We start from the raw sequence: 17,049 nt of genomic DNA on the forward strand, positions 1-17,049 counted from the left end.
TGGTGCGCCGCGCAGCGGCGACGCGGCCTCGTTCAATCACACAGAACTCGCTTTATCCAGCAGTCAGAACTCACTGAGAGATCGCTTCAATGACCGACACACAAATCCGTATTCTCGATGCCCGGACAACGGGCGAGTTTCTGCCTTTCGACGCGCTGGTTGCGACTTTGCGGCAAGCATTTGCCGAAGGCTGTGTTGTGCCGGTACGGCATCACCACACGATAGCCAATAGCGGCGAGCCGGATGCGACCCTGCTTCTGATGCCGGCCTGGCATGAAACGCACCGGTCGGAGCGCTACCTTGGCATCAAGATCGTTACCGTCTTTCCCGGAAACACGGCGCGCGGCATTCCCGGTTTGACCTCGACCTACATGCTCTATGATGGCCGGACCGGGATGCAGCTTGCGCTCCTTGACGGTAACACGATCACGGCGCGCCGTACGGTGGCGGCATCGGCCCTTGCCGCGGATTATCTTGCCCGAAAGGACGCGCACCGTCTGCTGGTGATCGGCGCAGGCCGCGTCGCGAGCCTCATACCCGATGCCTACCGCGCCGTCCGGCCGATCGCGCATGTCGATATCTGGGATATCGATCCCGCCAGCGCGGAACGGCTGGCGCAGAGCCTCCGACGACGCGGCCTCCAGGCCACCGCCGTCACGGATCTGGAAGCCGGGACGCGGCAAGCCGATATCGTCAGCGCAGCGACGCTGGCGACCGCACCGCTTATCCGAGGCGAATGGCTGAAGCCGGGCACCCATGTCGATCTGATCGGCGGCTTCACGCCGGCGATGCGCGAGGCCGATGAAGAAGCGCTTCGGCGCTCCTCGGTCTATATCGACACGCACGAAGCCCTTCACGAAGCGGGCGATCTGGTTCAGCCGATCAGGGCTGGCGTCATGTCTACAGATGCAGTGCGTGCGACACTTGACGAGCTGTGCCGCCGGGATATTCCGGCGCGGACGTCCAACGACGAGATCACGCTCTACAAGGCAGTCGGAACGGCGTTGGCTGATCTTGCCGCCGCGACGATGGTCTATGAAGCCGCCTTGATCGCCGGCTGACGTCTTTTGGTCCGGGCGATGCCCAGCGAAAAGAAGATGGCTGATCGAGGCATCGAGGACTTTGACTCGAACAAAAGCCTCTGATTGAGGCTCCATCATCGTTTCACCGGGCTTGCTCCTACGGTCCACTCGATCGCTAGAGGTCAGCGACGTGTAGATGCATCCGGGTAAATGCGATTAAGCTTTCGATGTGGTGGGCGACAGCTCGGCGAGTTTCCTCGACGTCGCCCCGGTCGATCGCCTCGATGATAACGAGGTGTTCCGTGGAGTCCGGCTTCAGGCGATCTTTCAGGCGGTCAATTTCGAAGAGACGCGTGGTCGCCCGAAGCTCCCGTAGTACCTTGGCCATTACCGCGTTGCCGCAATGATCGATGATCATATTATGGAGATTGTCGTCCGAGAACCAATGGGCGTCTGTGTGATACGCCGTGGCGTCCAGAAGGTCGTGGATTTCCTGCCGGACGCTCATCAAAAGTCGTCGCGGAATAGCGTTTATCGACAGTACTGCTGCTTCAGGTTCGATCAACAACCTCAGTTTCAAGCTTTGAAGATACTCGCCGACATCCACCTGTCGCACGACGTAGTTTCGGCCGTCGCCCTTGCGAACCAGGCCTTCGCCCTCCAACCTCTGCAGCGCTTCCCGCAGCGGCGTCCTCGAAATCCCAAGTGTCTCGGCAAGCCTTGCCTCAACGATGACATGCCCGCCTTTCAGCCGGCGATGCCGGATCATGTCGGACACGGCCTTGTAGGTCAGCGATGCAAGATTATGCTGCCCTTTCTCCGCAATTTTCCGACCCGAGGCCTCTAAGGCGTCTGTCACCGTTTGCCATTTCCTTGTTCTTTAGGTCGTTGGCCGCTCGACGCGGCATCGTGCTTTCCTTACGCGATCACTTGTTACATATGATAGCCGATTTGGAAAAGGACTGGAACGAGTGCAGATGGACGATGGTCTGAATGAAGTTGGCGACTCCAGCCTTGCTGACGAAACCTACCGTTCCCTGCTGGCCGATATTCTATCAGCCAGGCTCGCGGGGGGATCGGTCGTCCAGCAACGTCGCCTGGCGACCAAACATGCTGTTTCGCGTTCTCCTATGCGTCACGCGCTGGGACGTCTCGAAGGGGAAGGACTTCTTGTCAGAAACGAAAAAGGCGTTCTCTCGGTCAGGGTCATCAGTCTCAAGGACTACCTTGACAGCCTCACCATGAGGATGCTGCTCGAACCAACTGCGGCCGCGCTCGCCAGTCCCCACGTTTCGCGACTTGAACTGGACGCTTTGACAAGGATGCTTGACGAGATCGAGGACGACCCCGAACCTGACCCTGAGGTAGTCTGGGCGTTTGACGATGCGCTTCACAACTATATCGCAAGCGAGAGCCGCAACCCCTTTATGGCAACCACGATCGCGGAGATGCGGCGCTACACAACGATCTTCGAGCGACAGCTGCCTGTCGTACGCGCGAAGCCGGGCGTGCGAGAACATCGAGCGATCCTGCTTGCCTTGGCCTCCAGCGATGCCGAGGCGGCTCGCCAAGCCATGACCGATCATCTCGAAGTCGTACGTCAGGGCGTCCTAGCAAACTACTGAATCGATGAATTGAGAATGCACTTGCATCAACGGTGAACTTTTGTATAAAAGTGGGATCCCACTTGAATGCAAGGTTGGGATCCAACGATAAAGAACCGAACTCCAGAGGCTCTCCATGCTCCGTTCACACTTCTCTCGCAGCATTCTTTCCGCGTCCTTCCTGTCGATCACAGCGTCTTTTGCCTTCGCTCAATCCTGCGAACCAAAAGTGGCGGCAGGCGAGTTGATCAAGCCCGGCACGCTCGTCATGTCGACCAATCCAACGCTTCCGCCGCTCCAATTCATCGACTCCACGGGTGATCTGAAGGGCATGCGCATCGACCTCGGCAAAGAGATCGCCAAGCGCCTTTGCCTTGAGCCCGAATATGTCCGCATCGAATTCTCCGCGATGGTTCCGGGCCTGCAGGCTGGCCGCTGGGACATGATCAATACGGGCATTTTCTTCACCGAAGAACGCGCCAAGATCATGCAGATGATCCCCTATGAAGATCAGGCCATCAGCATCTCCGTGGCACCAGATTCGAAGAAAAACGTCGCCGCAAAAGATGATCTGGCCGGCATGACGATCGGTGTCGAAATTGGTGGTTTCGAGGAAACAAAGACACGCCTTCTCGACAAGGAACTGCGTGACGCTGGCAAAGAAGGCTTGACCATCCAGACGTTCGATAATTTCGCCCTGGCCTACCAGGCTCTGCGGGCGGGCCAGGTGCAGGGTGTCGTGTCGATCGACGCCGTCGCCAAGGAGTACGATTCTCGCGGGGACTTCAAACGGGCAATCAGTGGCCTCTACCCCGCTCCGGTTTCTGTCGCATTCAAAAGCCCGGCTTTGGCTGATGCCGTGTCTGCGACGTTGAAAGACATGAAGGCGGATGGATCTCTGAAGGCGCTCTTTGACAAATACGGTCTGCCGATGGTCGCGGGTGACTATTCGGTCAAAGGCCCCGGTCGCTGAACTGATTTCAAAGATCGTTTAGAGATGAGGCGGGACGCGACCACGTCGCGCCAAACCTCTCGCAGAAAGTCGTCTTCATGTCGCTTTGGAACTGGTCTGGTTTTTTCGGTTATCTGTTCAACCCCTTTATACTTGGCGGGGTGTTCACGACCGTTTGGCTCACCATCGTCTCGTTGGTTGCGGGGCTTATTCTGGGCTTTGCTCTTGCATTGATGCGGCGATCGTCGCGGCGGATGCCATACTACATTGCCAAGGCGTATATCTGGCTTTTTCGCGGCACGCCGCTTCTCGTACAGTTGATTGCGATCTATACGGCGCTTCCGCTGTTCGGCATCAAGTTCACCGTCATAGAAGCGGCGTTGCTCGGATTGGCTCTCAACGAGGCAGCTTATCTCGCGGAGATCATTCGCGCCGGTATCGAAGCCGTGCCGGAAGGCCAGACCAGGGCAGCGCGCGCGCTCGGCATGACGGAGCGTCAGATCATGCGCTACATCGTGATGCCGCAAGCCTTCAAAGTGATTGTTCCGCCTCTCGGCAATTCGGTGAACGGTCTCTTGAAAACGACTTCTGTCACCTCCGTCATCTCGGTCGAAGAACTCCTTCGCCGGACTCAGGTTCTCATCCAGGAGCGGTTCATGGTGCTCGAACTGTTTGCTGTCGCGGCGATTTATTACCTCCTCCTCACAACACTCTGGGACTTCTTCCAGAGCCACATCGAAAAGCGTCTCGGTCAAGCCGGATCTCGGCTTTCCATTAACGAGAAGCGCTAGAACCAGGATTTTCAAATGCAGAAGACGTTCCGCGGTGTCTACACCGTGATGATTACGCCCTTGGATCCCAGCGGCGCGGTAGATCTGAAGGGGCTGGCTGCCTTTACCGACTGGCAGGTCAAGGAAGGTATCCATGGCCTGATCCCTCTTGGATCGACGGGTGAGTTTCTATCGCTCAGCGAGGATGAGCGCGATAGTGTGGCGAGGATCGTCATAGAAACTGTCGCGGGACGAGTGCCTGTTCTGATCGGCACGGGAGCGGAAGATACGCGGGAGTCCATTCGCCTTAGCGTCAAGGCCGAGGCAATGGGAGCTGACGGTGTCATGATTATTCCGCCGTTCTATTCCACCCCAACGGATGACGAACTCGTTCATCACTACAAGAGCATTGCGTCTGCCGTGGCCATCCCGATTATGGTCTACAACAATCCCGCGACCGCAAACGTCGACCTGACGCCGGAGTTGGTCAAGCGCATCGCCGAAATCGACGGCTGCGACTATATCAAGGAGTCCACCCTCGAAGTGACACGCGTGCGCGATATCATCCGGCTGGCTGGCGACGATATGACTGTGTTTGGCGGTATTCTCGGGTTTGAGTCTTTCGTTATGGGTGCGCAGGGCTGGGTGGCAGTGGCTTCAAATGTTGCGCCAGGACCGATGGCGCGGATCTTCGAACTTGTTGCAAATGAGAAAAAGTTCGATGAGGCAAGAGAGCTTTACCTCAAATGGTTGCCCGTCATTCAGGCGGTCGGCGGCCAGGCCTATGTCGCAGGAACGAAGTCACTGCTGACCCACATGGGATTTGGCGCAGGCCTGCCGCGGCCGCCGCGCCTACCGTTGCCGCCCGCGCAGGACGCCGCCATGAAGACGCTGGTGGCCGATTTCGGTCTGACGTTCGGCGCCTGAGGAATTCCATGATGCCCGTCGCTTCCATAAACCAGAGCTTGAGACCCGACGATGCGCGGGTCAGGCTCTCGGTCGACGGTCTGCAGATATTTGCCGAAAAGGGCATGTCTGTTGCCGCTGCCATCGAGGCGACGGGGCGGCATGAATTTTCCCGAGGCATCAAAGGCGAAGGCCGTGGCCTCTTCTGCGGAATGGGTGTCTGTCACGATTGCCTCGTGACGATCGACGGGAAAGTCAGCCAGCGGGCCTGCATGACCATCGTCGGTGAGGACATGCAGGTCCTGCGTCCTGCTGCGCGGCCCGACCTTGCCACTGGTCAGATTGCCGATCTCTGCAGTGTGCCGCATTCCTTAGCGACAAGGACGATGGACGTTCTCATTGTCGGAGCGGGGCCTGCGGGACTGGCCGCAGCTAAGGTCCTTGCTGCGGCCGGCGCCAAGGTGACTGTCATTGATGAACGGCCGTCTGCCGGCGGGCAGTATTTCAAGCAACCCTCGACACGCAGCGCCGCCGAGCGATTGAGTGGCGACGAGCAGGCTTTATCCGGCGCAGCGCTTATAGGGGAAGTGCGCGACCATGACGTGACATTTCTAACCGCTACAGTGGTGTGGGGTGCCGCACGTGACGACGACGGTTCGCCTATTATCGCCTGCTATGGGTCCGGCCATGCGTTTTACTGCAAGCCGAAAATACTCATCATCGCGACGGGGGCCTACGAACGCCCAACGCCAGTGAGGGGTTGGACACTTCCTGGTGCGATGACAACAGGGGCCGCCCAGACGTTGCTGAGGAGCTATGGAACCGTTCCCGGCCGAAGGATCATCATCGCCGGAAACGGTCCTTTGAATATGCAGGTCGCAAACGAACTTCGAAAGGCGGGAGCCTCCATAGTCGCTTTGCTGGAAGCAGCACCGCCACCGTGGTCTCGGCCTGTCGCAGCCCTCGGCCTTCTGACAACGGATCCCGCTCTCGCCCGTCACGGATTGCGCCAGATATCAACGCTCAGGTCCGCGGGCGTCAAGATAGGCTGGAATAGCGTGCTTACCTCGATCAACGGTTCTCAGTGTGTGGAGAGCGTCACCTTCGCCGGACCAAGCGGTGAGACCAATCTCGAAGCTGACACGGTCCTTATCGGCGGCAATTTCGCATCCTCCAATGAGCTGTCCCGGCTGCTCGGCTGCGGCCATGAGGTCGTCGGCGGCGATCTGCGGGCAGTGCGAGATCTCGACGGTCAGACAACGCTTGCAAACGTGCATGTTGTCGGTGAAGCGGCGCATTTCGGCGGCGCGCATGTTGCGATGGCAGAAGGGCAGATCGCCGCCGCGGCGATTGCGCGAAAACTGGGCCTCCTTGTCCAAACTGACGAAAGCGTGGTGAAAAGGCTTGCCCGCCATCGACGGTTTCAAGAAGCCCTTTGGCAGGTCTTTGCGCCGAAGGACGATGCAGGGACAAAGACGGCAATTCTGCCAGACGATGCATTGATCTGCCGTTGCGAAGGGGTGACTTACGGTGTCTTGAGGACGCTCAGCGCAAATAGTGCGCAGGACATTTCGACATTAAAGCGCCTGTCGCGTGCGGGCATGGGGCGATGTCAGAGCCGCTACTGCGGCAAAGCGATCGCTGACGTCACGAAAGAACGGCACCTCACTGGCGAAACAAGCGGTTTTCTGGCTCCGCAAATGCCACTTCGACCTATTCCGCTGGCGGCGCTTGCGGTCGAAAAGCCGGAATGGGGCGGCCACAAGCGCGCACTTTTGCCGGAAAAACCCCCAGTGGCGAATTCTCAAGCTTTGCCGGTGACGGAAACGTCCACGCTGGTAATCGGCGCAGGCATTGCGGGCCTTTCGACGGCGCTCTTCCTTGCCAGGGAAGGCGAGGACGTTGTGGTGGTGGAGCGCGCTTTTGCGAACTCGCTGGCATCTGGAGGTAATGCAGGAAGCCTTCATGCCCAGTTGCTTTCCTTCGACCACGGTGCCCGTGCCGAAGGTGGCGGCGGAGCGGCCGCTCAAACGCTTCCCCTCCAGCGTGATTCAATCGCTCTTTGGGCCGCGCTGCAAAGCGAGATCGGACAGGATTTCGAGATGAAGGTTACAGGCGGCCTCATGGTGGCCGAAACCAATGACCACATGCGTTTTCTGGCGGAAAAGGTCAGGGTGGAGTGCGCGGCCGGGATCGATTGCCGCTTGATCGGGCAAGAGGAACTGCGCTGCCTGGAGCCTGCTCTGTCTTCTCATTTCGTCGGCGCTGCCTACTGCTCCCAGGAGGGCAAGATCAATCCTCTCGTCGCTACGCAATATATATTGGAGGCGGCACGGCGAGACGGCGCGCAAGTCTTCGAAAATTGCGAGGTCACCGGAATAAGAACCTCGGACGACGGGTTCGAGGTCAAGACATCGAGGGGCATCTTGCGGACAAGACGCATCGTCAATGCAGCCGGAGCCTTCGCTTCAAGGATCGGCGCGATGCTCGGTGTCGACGTGCCGGTCTTTGGTGCTCCGCTGCAGATGGTGGTTACCGAGGCCGCAGCACCTTTGATCTCGTGTCTCGTCGCCCATGCCGACCGCCATTTGACCCTGAAGCAGGCGGCAAACGGGAACTTCATCATCGGCGGTGGCTGGACCGCAGGCCTCGATCCCGTCCATCAACATCCACGCCCGCTGCTGTCGAGCCTTGAGGGGAACCTTTGGGTTGCCCAGCACGTCGTTCCTGCTCTGCGCAAACTTCACGTCATCCGAAGCTGGGCGGCGATGAACATCAACATCGACGGTGCGCCGATCCTCGGCGAACATCCGTCAATGCCGGGGTTCTTCAACGCCGTCACTTCAAACGGCTATACGCTCGGCCCGATTGTCGGCCAGTTAACATCTCGGCTCGTTCTCGGTCGCGAGACCGATAGAGCCTTGCAACCCTTTTCCATCGCGCGTTTCCAGAAAGGCCGGGCATGATTGAGATCACTGGCGTTACCAAATATTATGGACAGTTCGCTGTCCTTAAGAACTGCTCGGTGAACGTCGAACGCGGTGAGGTCGTGGTTGTCTGCGGTCCCTCGGGGTCGGGCAAATCGACATTGATCAAATGCGTCAATGGGCTCGAGCAGTTTCAGGAAGGTTCGATCCGGGTGCATGGTATCGAAGTCGGCGACCCGAAGACCGACCTGCCGAACCTTCGCACGCGGGTAGGTATGGTCTTCCAGAACTTCGAGTTGTTTCCTCATCTGACGATCATCGACAATATCATGCTGGCGCAGAAGATTGTCATTGGCCGCAGCGAAACGGCAGCTCACACCAAGGCCATGGCGCTTCTTGATCGGGTCGGGCTGACGGACCACGCGAAAAAATATCCAAGCCAACTCTCCGGCGGGCAGCAGCAGCGCGTGGCGATCGCGCGGGCGCTCGCGATGGATCCGCTCGCCATGCTCTTCGACGAGCCGACCTCCGCGCTTGATCCAGAGATGATTTCCGAAGTGCTCGACGTCATGACCGGACTGGCAAAGGACGGCATGACGATGATGGTCGTCACCCATGAGATGGGATTTGCCCGCCGGGTGGCGACACGCGTGATTTTCATCGATCAGGGCGAGATCGTCGAGGATCGTCCGAGCGAGGAGTTTTTCGCGGGAAAACACAACCCACGAACCGAAGCCTTCCTTGGCAAAATCCTGCAACACTGAAGGTCAGGCTTGTGAGCAACTACGATCTCATCATTCAGAACGGCACGGTGGCGACTGCTGCGGATGTTTTCCAGGCGGATATCGGCATTAAAGACGGCAAGATTGTCCAGATCGGGCAAAGCCTGTCGGGCGCTGCGCACACGATCGACGCCTCGGGCAAATATGTCCTTCCAGGCGGCATCGACAGCCATGTCCATATCTCCCAGCCTTCGGGCGACGGGATCGAGATGGCGGACGACTTCGAGAGCGGAACGCTGTCGGCGGTGTTCGGCGGCAATACGACCGTCATGCCGTTCTGCCTTCAGGAAAAGGGCAAGTCGCTGCGAGAGGTGCTAACGGCCTATCATGCGCTCGCAGAGGGCCAGTGTTATACCGACGTCAGTTTTCATCTGATCATATCCGACCCGAGCGACGCCGTGCTGGGGCAGGAGTTGCCAGCGCTTGTGGCCGACGGCTATCCGTCGCTGAAGGTTTTCATGACCTATGAGAGCCTGCGCCTTGATGACGCACAGATCCTGAAGACGCTCGATGTCGCGCGACGGACGGGCGCCACCGTCATGGTCCATTGTGAAAACGAGGACGCAATCAGGTTCCTGATCGAAAAACACGAGCTGGCGGGCGACGTTGCCCCACGCGCTCATGCCTCCACCCGTCCGGTCGCCGTCGAACGCGAAGCTACGCACCGCGCCCTGACGCTGGCCGAAATCGTGGACGTTCCCGTTGTCATTGTGCATGTCTCGAACGGCGAGGCCATGGAAGAGATCGCTCGCGCAAGGATGAGAGGCGTCAAAGTCGTCGGGGAAACCTGCCCGCAATATCTGACGCTCACCGCCAAGGACCTCGACGGCATGGATTGGGAGGGCGCCAAACTTGTCTGCTCTCCGCCGCCGCGCGATGAAGATGCCCAGAAGGAATGCTGGCGCGGGATCGAGACCGGGGCATTCGAACTCTTTTCATCCGATCATTGTCCATTCCGTTACGACGACCAGCACGGGAAGCTTAATCCCAAAGGTCGCATGAATTTCAGGCACATCCCCAATGGCATTCCAGGCGTCGAAACCCGCCTTCCCATCCTATTTTCGCAAGGGTTCATGGCCGGGCGCATCGATCTGCCGCGCTTTGTCGCCCTGACATCAACGAACCATGCAAAGACCTATGGCCTCTATCCACAAAAGGGAACGATTGCCGTAGGGGCGGATGCAGACATCGCGATCTGGGATCCAACCATCGAGCGGACCATCCGTCATGCGGAACTGCATGATGGCGCAGACTATTCGCCCTACGAGGGGATCGAGATCACCGGCTGGCCGATAACGACAATTGTCGCCGGAAAGCCTGTGGTCGAAAACGGCGTCCTAGTGGGTACTAAGGGCCACGGGCAATATCGGAAAGCCGCGGCGAGACAAATCAACAAACGGTCAAATCTAACAAGAGCGACATCATGAAACTGAAAATTACAGCAGGGCCATTCATCTTCGACGCTGTCCTGGAAACTGCCAGAGCGCCCAAAACCTGTGACGCATTCATCAAGCAGATGCCGTTCGATGGTAAAATCGTGCACGTTCGCTGGTCTGGCGAGGGCGTTTGGATTCCGCTTGGCGACCATGATTTCGGCGTCGGTTATGAGAACCATACGAGCCATCCGGCCCCCGGTCATATCATCCTTTACCCAGGAGGCATTAGCGAAACGGAAATCCTGCTTGCCTATGGAGGTGTCGATTTTTCATCGAAAATGGGCCAACTGGCTGGCAATCATTTCATCACAATCACATCCAATCTCGACCAACTCGCCGAAATAGGGCGCCTCACGCTGTGGGAAGGCGCGCAATCCATTCGATTTGAGGCCGTATCCTAGAGCATGATGCCGAAAAGTGTGGGCGGTTTTCGGATGACATCATGCTCTAACTATCTAATTTAGAACAGGATTCAGATTTTAGGCCGACGCGGCCTAAAATCATTCTGTTCTAGGCGCAATAGCGCGAGACGACAGGGTTGACGCCGGCGTGCCAGCACCGCCTAACGTAGCGGTTGGCACGTTTCCTGCATTCTAGTCTTCGAGATTTCCAAATGGTGGACGAGGCCCGAAATGTCTTTTGATTTTGACTTCGAACTTGCGAAAAGAGCGGCGCAAGAACTGCCTCCGCCGCAGAAGCAGCCAAAACCGCGTAAGATGTCTCTTCTACAGAGACTCATGGCTTCGCCGCCAAGTCCTCCTCGTCCGTCTCTCAGCATTCCGCGCCCATATAGAGGTGGTGATGCGCGATGACGCTGTGATACCCCTGTTGAGCAGATAAGGCGGTGCTGTGCACACGGTTCTATTCCCGTCAAGGCGGTGTCCTTTCCACAGATGTGGTGCGTGCAACACTTGACGAGCTGTGTCGCCGGGATGTTCCAGCGCGGACGTCCAACGACGAGATCACTCTCTACAAGGCAGTCGGAACGGCGTTGGCTGATCTTGCCGCCGCGACGATGGTCTATGAAGCCGCCTTGATTGCCGGCTGACGCCTTCTGGCCCGGGCGATCGCGCATGATCGGAACGCGGCTGTTGCCCGGTTCCAGCAGCCAGGGACCCGCGCCAGAAGCAAGAACTATTCGTGCTTCCCTCCCCCGACGGCGTTCCCTACACTCTGGCCTGTCCTCCCCGAGTCCTGGAAATGAGGTTTTCATGAGCACGCTTACCCGCTTCTCCGTTCAGCCGCTCTCGACCATGACCCGCCGTCTTGCGGATGTCGCCTCAGCTCGTCGCGAACCCGACCTGGTCATCCAGGGCGCGCGCGTCCTGTCTACCTATTCGGAGCGCTTTCTCGACGGACGCGAAATCTGGATTTCGGGGGGCCGCATTGCAGCCGTCAAGCCGGCCGGCAGCTACAGAGGCGGGAGCGCCAAGCTCTACGACGCCAGAGGCGGCATCATCGCCCCCGGCCTGGTCGATCCGCATATCCATATCGAATCCTCGATGGTCACGGCCTGCGCCTATGCGGAAGCGGCACTCCTCAACGGCACGACGACGATCTTCTGCGACAGCCACGAGATCGGCAACGTCATGGACGTCGCCGGCGTCGAGGCCATGCTCGAGGATGCGCGGCAGGCGCCGCTGTCGATCTTCCTGACCGTGCCGAGCACCGTGCCGGCGACGACGCCGGACCTGGAAACAGCCGGCGGCGACCTGACGCCGGACAAGATCGCCGCCCTGTTCGACAAATGGCCGGAAGCCGTGGCTCTCGGTGAGAAGATGGATTTCGTCCCCGTTGCGATGGGCGACGAGCGCAGCCATGCGATCCTGGCTGCAGCACTCGAGCGCGGCAGGCCGGTGTCGGGCCATGTCTACGGACGAGAGTTCGTTGCCGCCTATGCCGCATCCGGCGTTACCGACACGCATGAAGCCATCGACCGCGATATTGCCGACGACCTGCTGGAAGCCGGCGTGTGGATCTTCCTGCGCGGCGGCCCGCCGACGACTCCCTGGCATTCGCTGCCGCAGGCGATCAAGACGATCACCGAGCTCGGCGCCTCCCACAAGCGCGTCGCCGTCTGCACCGACGACCGTGATGCGGAAGATCTGCTCGCCTTCGGCCTGGACTGGGTAACGCGCGAAGCCGTGAAATACGGCATGAGGCCGGAAGAGGCCTGGGCGATGGGTTCGCTGCACGGCGCGACGCGGTTCGGCATGGAAGGCGAAATCGGCGGTCTGGGCGGCGGGCGCCGGGCCGATCTGGTGCTTCTCAGCGACGACCTTACGCCGGTCAGCACCTGGTATGGTGGCGAACTCGTCGTCGACGGCAAGAAGATCACGCCGATCCTCGACGAAGCTATGTCGAAACCGTACCGCTATCCGGATGCCGCCTACCACACGGTCAAGCTGCCCAAAAATCTCAAGCTGACACCGGACCTGCCGACGGAGACGGTCGTCGCTCATACGATCAAGCCGGAGCTGCCCGGCATTACCCTCGGCCACGTCACCGTCACGCTGGAGCCGGCCAATGACTGGCAGGCGCATTTCGACAGGCACGACCTCTGCTTCGTGACGGTGGTGGAGCGCCACGGCAAGTCAGCCGGCAATGTCGCCCACGGACTGCTCAACGGCTTCGGGCTCAGACAAGGCGCGGTCGCATCCTCGGTCGGCCACGACAGCCACAACATCATCGTCGCCGGCACCAATGCCGCCGACATGCAGGTGGCGCTGGACGCGATCGAAGAAAGGCAGGGTGGCGTCTGTATCGTCATGGACGGCAAGGTGACGGCCATGGTGCCGCTGCCGATCGCCGGGCTCTTGTCCGACCAGCGCGTGCACCAGGTCGCGGACGAAGTAAAGGCCTTGAAGCTCGAATGGGAAAAGGCAGGCTGCACCATCGCCTATATGGGCTTCAACCTCATCCCGTTGTCGGTCATCCCGGAAATCCGGATAACCGACAAGGGCCTGGTGCTGGTGCCGGACATGGTGATCTCGCCGCTCTTCGAAAAGGCTTGACCGGCAAAAACCAGCCGGCGAGTGCTTGCTGGAATGCCAACATAGAATAGCCCGCGTGATCGAAACCTGAATGTCGGCCCGACCTAGGGAGCGAAACGCCACACCGTCGTCCTCTTGATTTCGCTGTCCTCTAGCGCCCGCGTCACCGGCACCTCGTAAACCGCGCAAAATTCCAGCCGATCCCGCGGCAGGTAACTGCGTCCGGGATCGCCGACCAGCACCGCCTTGCCCTCGGCCGCCAGCATCGCGAACCAGGGAACGAGCGCATCGGCGAAAGCGCGGTCGTAGAAGACGTCGCCGGCAAGCACGATATCCGCATCGACGGCCTGGCCGATCAGATCGGCGCCGGTAAATCCGAGCAAAACGCGATTGGCCTCGGCATTCATCCGGACTGCGGCTAGCGCCCAGGGATCGATATCGCAGGCGGTGACCTTGCGGGCACCGGCCATCACAGCCGCAATGCCGACAAGGCCGGAACCGCTGGCGAAATCGAGCACGCGCTTGCCGCGCACCGTTTCCGGTTGGTCGAGGATGTAGCGCGCCAGTCCCTGACCGCCCGCCCAGGCAAAAGCCCAGAAGGGTGGCGGCAGACCGATCGCCTCCAGCTCCTCCTCCGTCTTCAGCCAGAGTTCATGCGCCTCGCTCGCCAGATAGAGCGAAATCTCCGGCACATGCGGCGGCGGCATCAGGCTGGTATTGGCGCGGATGAAGGCTTCGGGATCGGTCTTCAACGCGGCGGATTGTCCAGCCCGCCCATGCGGCAGACTTCGAGATATTCTTCTTCCGTCACCGGCTGCACCGACAGCCGCATCGAGGTGACGAGCGCCATCTTGGCAAGCTTCTCGCTCGCCTTGACATCCTTCAGCGTCACCGGCTTAGGCAAGTCCATGACGGCTCGGATATCGACGCAATCCCACTTCGGATCGCCCTTGGCGGAGGAATCGGGATGGGAGAGGGCGCAGACTTCGACGATGCCGACGATCTCCAGCCCGTCATTGGAATGGTAGAAGAAGCCTTTGTCGCCGATCTGCATCGCCCGCATATTGTTGCGCGCCAGATAGTTGCGGACGCCGGTCCATTCTGTGCCCTTTTCGCCGGCAGCCTTCTGCTGCTCCCAGGACCAGGAGGCGGGTTCGGATTTATAGAGCCAGTGCGCCATGTTCACGCCTCCGGTTTGTTGAAGACCCAGTTGTAGGCCTGGACCTCGACGCTTTCGAACAGTCCGGCCTTGGCGTAAGGGTCGGCATCGGCAAACGCCCGCGCCGCCTCTTTCGATTCCGCTTCGATGATGATCAGGCTGCCGCAGGGCTTGCCGTCATCGTCGAGAAATGGGCCGGCGATCTTCAGCGTGCCCTCGGCATTCAGTCTGTTCAGATGCTCGATATGTGTCGGACGCGTATCCATGCGCACGTTCAGATGTCCCGGTTTGTCCTTGCAGAGAAGGGCGAAAAGCATGTCTGTCTCCTATTCGGTGGTGATCGGACGCGTCATCAGCTGCTCGATCGCCTCTGATATATCGAGCCTGCCGTCGATAATGGCGGAAACGGCATCGGTGATCGGCATGCTGACCTTCAATTCCGCCGCCAGCCGCGAGGCGACGGAGGCGGCAAACGCGCCTTCCACCAGCGCGCCATGCAGGGGATCGGTCTTGTCGCCGCGCCCGAGCGCGATGCCGAAGCGCAGGTTTCGCGATTGATGGCTCGTCGCCGTCAGCACCAGATCTCCGAGCCCGGAAAGCCCGCGCACCGTATCCGCCTGGCCGCCCATGGCGACGACGAAACGCGACATTTCCGCAAGCCCGCGCGCAATCAGCGCCGCACGCGCAGAATCGCCGATGCCGCGGCCTTCGACGATGCCGCAGGCGATCGCCAGCACATTCTTGAGCGCGCCGCCGAGCTGCACGCCGATCCGGTCGCTGGAGGCATAGAGCCGGAAGGTCCGGCCTGATATCGCCTGCGCTAGCCGCTCAGCCGTCTCCATGTCGGCTGCCGCAATCGCCATCGCCGTCGGCAGGCCTTTGGCGATATCGGCGGCAAAACCCGGGCCTGAGAGCACCGCGACGGAATGGTCCGGCAGTTCCCGTTCCAGCATGTCGGTCAGAAGATTGCCCGTCGCCCGCTCGATGCCCTTGGCGCAGGTGACGACGACAGCGTCTTTGGAAAGATAAGGTCCGTATTGCCGCGCCGCATCGGCCTGCGCCTGCGACGGCATCGCAAAAAGCACGATGGAGGCGCCGGTGATTGCATCCGCCTCGGCGGAAAATTCCAGCGTGTCGGGCAGAGAAATGCCGGGCAGCACCGCATCATGCAGCCGCTCGCTCTTCAGATCTTCCATCAGCGCCGGATTGCGCCCGACAAGCGTCACCGCACTGCGCCCGGCAAGGGCGATGACGGCGGCAAGCGCCGTGCCGAAAGCCCCCGATCCGACGACGGCGATGTTTTCGCTCATGCCTTGGCTCCTCTTTTTCCGAAACCGACCAGCGTTTCCGCGTTGGAATCGAGCGGCCAGCGCGACCGCGGCTGTACGTCGAGCGCATCCGGTGCGGCACCCGCCGCCATCCGCTCCAGTCCCGCCCAGGCGATCATCACGGCATTGTCGGTGCAGAGGTGCAGCGGCGGTGCAATAAAACGGAAGCCATTCTTGTCGCACAGCGCCTGCAGCGTGCCGCGCAGTTCGAGATTGGCGGCGACGCCGCCGGCAACGACGAGCGCAGGCTTTTCGCCAGCAGCAGAGCCGGTAGCAGGCCCAGGAGTAGGCAATGTCGCCGGAAATTCCGTCTTGAACCGCTGCAGGCCGCGGCCGATGCGATCCTTCAGCGTCCGCGAAATCGCCTTCTGGAACGAGGCGCAGATATCCGCCACGTCCTGATCGCTGAGCGGCGCGATATCCTGTGCCGCCTGCCGCACGGCCGTCTTCAATCCGGAGAAGGAGAAATCGAGCCTTGCCTCACCGACCAGCGGCCGCGGAAAATTGAAACGATCGGGATTGCCGTCCCGCGCCATGCGCTCCACCGCCGGTCCGCCGGGATAGGGCAGGCCGAGCAGCTTTGCCGTCTTGTCGAAGGCTTCGCCGAGCGCATCGTCGATCGTCGTGCCCCAGCGCTCGTATTGCCCGACGCCGCGCACCAGGATGAGTTGGGTATGGCCACCGGAGACGAGCAGCATCAGATAGGGAAAGGACAGTCCGTCCGTCAGCCGCGCCGTCAGCGCATGGCCTTCGAGATGGTTGACCGCATAGAGCGGCTTGCCAGCGGCTCTGGCAATCGCTTTGCCGGTCATCAACCCGACAAGCAGCCCGCCGATCAACCCCGGCCCCGACGTGGCGGCAATGGCGTCGACATCGCCCAGCGACACATTGGCGCGCTTCAGCGCCTCTTCGATCAGCTCGTCCAGCGCCTCGACATGGGCGCGCGCGGCGATCTCCGGCACCACGCCGCCATAGGCGCTGTGCTCGTCGAGCTGCGACAGCACCACGTCCGACAGCACGTTGGAATGCCCCTCCGCATCGCGCTCGACGACGGCGGCGGCGGTCTCGTCGCAGCTTGTTTCGATGCCAAGGATGCGTAGAAAGGGAACCATGAAGCCTGTTCGTTGATTGCGATGGGATGGAAACCCGTTTACGAGAACTCCGGTAACA

Annotated in this window: 16 protein-coding genes and 1 pseudogene; 11 read left to right on the plus strand and 6 right to left on the minus strand. The window is 60.2% G+C overall.

Annotation, left to right across the window (positions count from 1 at the left end; genetic code table 11):
- Positions 1 to 89: 89 nt before the first annotated feature.
- Positions 90 to 1,061: an ornithine cyclodeaminase family protein gene (locus tag FHX10_RS22860; RefSeq protein ID WP_063473789.1), complete on the plus strand. Its 972-nt coding sequence runs from the start codon at positions 90 to 92 to the stop codon at positions 1,059 to 1,061.
- Positions 1,062 to 1,197: 136 nt separating this feature from the next.
- Here FHX10_RS22860 and FHX10_RS22865 read toward each other — a convergent pair whose 3' ends face one another.
- The gene (locus FHX10_RS22865; protein ID WP_063473790.1) at positions 1,198 to 1,881 is read right to left on the minus strand and encodes a GntR family transcriptional regulator; all 684 of its coding nucleotides are present in this window, start codon (positions 1,879 to 1,881) and stop codon (positions 1,198 to 1,200) included.
- 112 nt (positions 1,882 to 1,993) lie between these two features.
- Between FHX10_RS22865 and FHX10_RS22870 the strand changes: the two genes are divergently transcribed.
- The 10 genes and pseudogenes from FHX10_RS22870 (at position 1,994) to FHX10_RS22915 (ending at position 13,413) form a co-directional block, all read left to right on the plus strand.
- On the plus strand, positions 1,994 to 2,647 hold the full coding sequence (locus FHX10_RS22870) for a GntR family transcriptional regulator (RefSeq protein WP_176707326.1): 654 nt from the start codon (positions 1,994 to 1,996) through the stop codon (positions 2,645 to 2,647).
- A gap of 115 nt (positions 2,648 to 2,762) precedes the next feature.
- The gene (locus FHX10_RS22875; RefSeq protein ID WP_063473792.1) at positions 2,763 to 3,599 is read left to right on the plus strand and encodes an ABC transporter substrate-binding protein; all 837 of its coding nucleotides are present in this window, start codon (positions 2,763 to 2,765) and stop codon (positions 3,597 to 3,599) included.
- Between the two features lie 77 nt (positions 3,600 to 3,676).
- Complete coding sequence (locus FHX10_RS22880; protein WP_063473793.1) at positions 3,677 to 4,369, plus strand: amino acid ABC transporter permease; 693 nt, start codon at positions 3,677 to 3,679, stop codon at positions 4,367 to 4,369.
- Positions 4,370 to 4,384: 15 nt separating this feature from the next.
- On the plus strand, positions 4,385 to 5,275 hold the full coding sequence (gene dapA / locus FHX10_RS22885) for a 4-hydroxy-tetrahydrodipicolinate synthase (protein ID WP_063473794.1): 891 nt from the start codon (positions 4,385 to 4,387) through the stop codon (positions 5,273 to 5,275).
- Positions 5,272 to 8,220, plus strand: a complete 2,949-nt coding sequence (locus tag FHX10_RS22890) for an FAD-dependent oxidoreductase (RefSeq protein WP_088930325.1) — start codon at positions 5,272 to 5,274, stop codon at positions 8,218 to 8,220. The genes dapA and FHX10_RS22890 overlap by 4 nt, the downstream gene beginning before the upstream one ends.
- On the plus strand, positions 8,217 to 8,945 hold the full coding sequence (locus FHX10_RS22895; RefSeq protein ID WP_063473796.1) for an amino acid ABC transporter ATP-binding protein: 729 nt from the start codon (positions 8,217 to 8,219) through the stop codon (positions 8,943 to 8,945). Before FHX10_RS22890 ends, FHX10_RS22895 begins: the two co-directional genes overlap by 4 nt.
- A gap of 11 nt (positions 8,946 to 8,956) precedes the next feature.
- Entirely contained in the window at positions 8,957 to 10,390 is a 1,434-nt protein-coding gene (gene hydA, locus FHX10_RS22900; RefSeq protein ID WP_063473797.1) for a dihydropyrimidinase, read from the plus strand.
- Positions 10,387 to 10,800: a DUF3830 family protein gene (locus tag FHX10_RS22905; protein ID WP_063473798.1), complete on the plus strand. Its 414-nt coding sequence runs from the start codon at positions 10,387 to 10,389 to the stop codon at positions 10,798 to 10,800. Before hydA ends, FHX10_RS22905 begins: the two co-directional genes overlap by 4 nt.
- A 476-nt stretch (positions 10,801 to 11,276) precedes the next feature.
- Positions 11,277 to 11,447: pseudogene (locus FHX10_RS22910) on the plus strand (ornithine cyclodeaminase family protein); the annotation flags it as partial.
- 163 nt (positions 11,448 to 11,610) lie between these two features.
- Complete coding sequence (locus FHX10_RS22915) at positions 11,611 to 13,413, plus strand: adenine deaminase (protein ID WP_063473799.1); 1,803 nt, start codon at positions 11,611 to 11,613, stop codon at positions 13,411 to 13,413.
- Positions 13,414 to 13,496: 83 nt separating this feature from the next.
- Here the strand turns inward: FHX10_RS22915 and FHX10_RS22920 are convergent, their stop codons facing one another.
- From FHX10_RS22920 to tsaD, 5 genes are read right to left on the minus strand one after another with little or no spacing between them, the layout of a single operon-like run.
- Entirely contained in the window at positions 13,497 to 14,144 is a 648-nt protein-coding gene (locus FHX10_RS22920; protein WP_063473800.1) for a class I SAM-dependent methyltransferase, read from the minus strand.
- The gene (locus FHX10_RS22925) at positions 14,141 to 14,572 is read right to left on the minus strand and encodes an EVE domain-containing protein (RefSeq protein ID WP_020051996.1); all 432 of its coding nucleotides are present in this window, start codon (positions 14,570 to 14,572) and stop codon (positions 14,141 to 14,143) included. Before FHX10_RS22925 ends, FHX10_RS22920 begins: the two co-directional genes overlap by 4 nt.
- A gap of 2 nt (positions 14,573 to 14,574) precedes the next feature.
- Complete coding sequence (locus tag FHX10_RS22930; protein WP_063473801.1) at positions 14,575 to 14,868, minus strand: YciI-like protein; 294 nt, start codon at positions 14,866 to 14,868, stop codon at positions 14,575 to 14,577.
- 9 nt (positions 14,869 to 14,877) lie between these two features.
- Positions 14,878 to 15,861 carry an NAD(P)H-dependent glycerol-3-phosphate dehydrogenase gene (locus FHX10_RS22935; RefSeq protein ID WP_063473802.1) on the minus strand — a complete coding sequence of 328 codons (984 nt, stop codon included), beginning with the start codon at positions 15,859 to 15,861 and terminating at the stop codon, positions 14,878 to 14,880.
- Positions 15,858 to 16,991 (minus strand): tRNA (adenosine(37)-N6)-threonylcarbamoyltransferase complex transferase subunit TsaD, encoded by a 1,134-nt coding sequence (tsaD, locus tag FHX10_RS22940; protein ID WP_063473803.1) that lies wholly within the window; start codon positions 16,989 to 16,991, stop codon positions 15,858 to 15,860. Before tsaD ends, FHX10_RS22935 begins: the two co-directional genes overlap by 4 nt.
- Positions 16,992 to 17,049: the final 58 nt, after the last annotated feature.

It is taken from the genome of Rhizobium sp. BK591, from assembly GCF_014195045.1.
GTDB classification, from domain to species: Bacteria; Pseudomonadota; Alphaproteobacteria; order Rhizobiales; family Rhizobiaceae; genus Rhizobium; species Rhizobium anhuiense.